Origin of the sequence: Micromonospora sp. 15K316 (assembly GCF_004348525.1) — a bacterium.
Taxonomy (GTDB): Bacteria; Actinomycetota; Actinomycetes; order Mycobacteriales; family Micromonosporaceae; genus Micromonospora.
In genome coordinates this window covers 1-3,033 of sequence record NZ_SMKG01000370.1, presented here as the reverse complement: position 1 = coordinate 3,033, position 3,033 = coordinate 1, and the positions used below count along the sequence as shown (strand labels likewise).

4 protein-coding genes are annotated in these 3,033 nt (G+C 72.0%); 3 read left to right on the top strand and 1 reads right to left on the bottom strand.

Annotated features, from left to right (window positions below; translation table 11 throughout):
- Positions 1 to 72 precede the first annotated feature (72 nt).
- On the top strand, positions 73 to 1,224 hold the full coding sequence (locus E1211_RS31495; protein ID WP_132353791.1) for a low temperature requirement protein A: 1,152 nt from the start codon (positions 73 to 75) through the stop codon (positions 1,222 to 1,224).
- Positions 1,225 to 1,351: 127 nt separating this feature from the next.
- Here E1211_RS31495 and E1211_RS31490 read toward each other — a convergent pair whose 3' ends face one another.
- A complete protein-coding gene (locus E1211_RS31490; RefSeq protein WP_132353789.1) occupies positions 1,352 to 1,543 on the bottom strand; it encodes a CsbD family protein in 192 nt (63 codons plus the stop codon).
- A 227-nt stretch (positions 1,544 to 1,770) separates the two neighbouring features.
- Here E1211_RS31490 and E1211_RS31485 point away from each other — a divergent pair, with 227 nt between their 5' ends.
- Together E1211_RS31485 and E1211_RS31480 are read left to right on the top strand one after the other, a co-directional pair.
- Complete coding sequence (locus E1211_RS31485) at positions 1,771 to 2,421, top strand: CatB-related O-acetyltransferase (RefSeq protein WP_132353787.1); 651 nt, start codon at positions 1,771 to 1,773, stop codon at positions 2,419 to 2,421.
- 18 nt (positions 2,422 to 2,439) lie between these two features.
- The gene (locus tag E1211_RS31480) at positions 2,440 to 3,033 is read left to right on the top strand and encodes a helix-turn-helix domain-containing protein (protein WP_132353785.1); all 594 of its coding nucleotides are present in this window, start codon (positions 2,440 to 2,442) and stop codon (positions 3,031 to 3,033) included.

The following is a 3,033-nucleotide window of genomic DNA, read 5'->3' as shown; positions in this document are numbered from 1 at the left end:
CCACCGGCCGTGGGGGTGACGGCAACCCGGCCGACACCCACCACCCCGAGCAGCCGACTACCCTGCACCCACATGACCCCCGCGCGGCGCGACAACGACCCGGACACCGCCGACCGCGCCACCCCCGTCGAGATCTTCTTCGACCTGGTCTTCGTGCTCACCATCACCCAACTCGTCGCCACGCTCGAGGAACACCTCGACTGGACCGGGCTGGGCCGCGTCATCCTGATCTTCGGCCTGCTCTGGTACCTCTACTCCGGCTACGCCTGGCTCACCAACCACGTACCGCCACGCACCGCCACCCGTAAACTCCTGATCTTCGCCGGCATGGCCGGGTTCCTGATCACCGCCGTCGCCATCCCCGACGCCTTCACCGGCAGCGGCCTGCTCTTCGGAATCGGCTACCTGATCGTCGTCACCGTCCACCTCGGCCTGTTCAGCCAGAGCAGCGCCCGCGCCGCGGTCCGCCGCCTCGCCCCGTACAACCTCGGCGCCGCACTGCTGATCATCGCCGCCGGCCTGGTCACCGGGCCCGCCGTACCCGCGCTCTGGGCCGCGGCCGTCTTCACCCAGACCGCCCTGCCGTACCTGCTACCCGGCCACTCCTGGCTGAGCGCAGCCGCCAGCTTCCACATCCGCGCCCCGCACTTCGTCGAACGGCACAGCCTGCTCGTCATCGTCACCTTCGGCGAGACCGTGGTCGCCATCGGCATGGGCGCACCCCACGACCACCTCGGCTTCGGCACCGCCTCAGCGGTCGTGATGGCCCTCGCCCTGCCCGCCGCCCTCTGGTGGACCTACTTCACCGACACCGGCCCGGACGAGACCGCCCTCGACAACGCGGACCACGGCACCCGCAGCCGGTACGCGGCCCGCGTCTACATCCTCGCGCACTTCGTACTCCTGCTCGGCGTCATCGCCGCCGCCACCGGCCTGCACGCCGTCGTCAGTCACCCCGGCGACCCCGCCGGCTGGGCCAACGCGCTCGCCCTCTCCGGTGGCGTCGCCCTGTTCCTGCTCGCCATCGCCGACGCCCGCCGGATCCTCGGCACCGGTCGCCGCCCCGGCCGACTGATCACCGCCGCTCTGGTGCTCGCCACCATCCCGCTCGGCGCCGTCGTCGCCGCCGCGCTGCACCTCGCCGTGGTGATCGTCCTCCTGGCCGGGATGCTGCTGATCGACGGTCACCCTCGGGCGCGCCGGCTCGGTGTGGCGCGCACCTGATCGCTCTCCGGCCCGGGTCCGCGTCGCGGCCAGCACGCGGTAGCTCGCCGCACGCCACCCCGCCGAGTAGCGGCCACCGAACGGCGGCGGCCCAGAGGCACCCCCTGGGCCGCCGCCGCTCACTGCGTCACCGGAAGGCGTCGCGCGCGTTCTTGCCGGTCTCCTTGGCACTCTGACCGGCCTGCTTGACCCGCGCCTCGCTCTGCTGGGTGGCGCCCTCCGCCCGCATGCTCTCGTTGTCGGTCATGTCGCCGACCCGCTCCTTCGCGGCACCGGTGAGCTGCTCCATCTTGTTCTTGGCCTTGTCGGTGAAGCTCATCTCGCCTCCTTGCTCAGTTGCGGCGGTCGCCCCGTGCGTGCCCAGTGCGGCTTGGCGCAAACGGGGTGTGCCGGCACACCCCGCGTAAGGCATCCTAGGAAGATAGGGTGAAGGGATGATCAGGCCCGGCGAAGCCGGATCCCGGCAGGACGGGGAAATGCCTGTCGCCGGGCGGCCCGTTGCCACGATCATGGGCGCAAAGCCCGCCCCGACCCCGATGAGGAACCATGCCCGTGCCTGCCGACCCGACGACCCTCCACCCGATGCCGGAGCAGCCGCGGGTGGTGCTGCTCCGGCCGCTGGTGACGTCTCCGCTGATCGAGGTCGGCGAGTACTCCTACTACGACGACCCGGACCAGGCGACCGCCTTCGAGACACGCAACGTGCTCTACCACTACGGGCCGGAGAAGCTGGTCATCGGCAGGTTCTGCGCGCTGGGCACCGGCGTGCGGTTCATCATGAACGGCGCCAACCACCGGATGGACGGCCCGTCGACCTTCCCCTTCCCCACCATGGGTGGCTCCTGGTCCGAACACTTCGACCTGCTCACCGGCCTGCCCAACCGAGGCGACACCGTCGTCGGCAACGACGTGTGGTTCGGCCACGGCGCGACGATCATGCCCGGCGTACGGATCGGGCACGGCGCGATCATCGGCGCCGGCGCCGTGGTCACCCGAGACGTACCCGACTACGGAATCGTCGGCGGCAACCCGGCCCGCCTCATCCGCACCCGCTTCGACGAGCAGGAGATCGCCCGCCTGCTGGCGGTCGCCTGGTGGGACTGGCCTGCGGAGCACATCACCGCGCACGTTCGCACCATCATGTCCGGCAGCATCACCGAGCTGGAATCCGCCGCAAGCAGCGTCCCGCCCCGGTGACACGGCGGCGCCCGGCCGATGCGGCCCGGCGACCCGATCGGCGCGGCGGGCCCGGCCCGGCGACGAGCCGGGCGGCCTCGATCACCAGGGCAGCCGGCATCTCCGTCGACCTACCTCATCCGCCTCGAACAGGGCCGCGCTTCCCACCCCTCGGCGCAGATCGTCGCGGCCCTGGCCCGGGCGCTGCGGCTCGCCGACCCCGAGCGCGCACACCTGCGTCGGTTGGCCGGGCTGGCACAGCCCGGCCAGGAGACGATGCCCACCACGATCAACCCCAGCGTCCAGCGGCTGCTCGACCGGCTGACCGGCACCCCGGTCCCGGTCCACGACGCCTCCTGGACGCTCCTGGAGGCCAACCGGCTCATCGCGGAGCTGCGCGCGAAGAGCACCCGCTTCGGCGAGCTGTGGGACGCGGGCGCCGTCGGCCGGCACGAGGCCGCGCGCAAGACCGTCGAACACCCCCGGGTGGGCACGCTGACGTTGGACTGCGACGTACTCACCGTCGCCGGCAGCGGCCTGCGGATCATGGTGTACAGCGCCGCGCCCGGCACCGAGGACGCCGAACGACTCGCCCTGCTCACCGTCCTCGGCACCCGGTCCCTGGGCGGATAG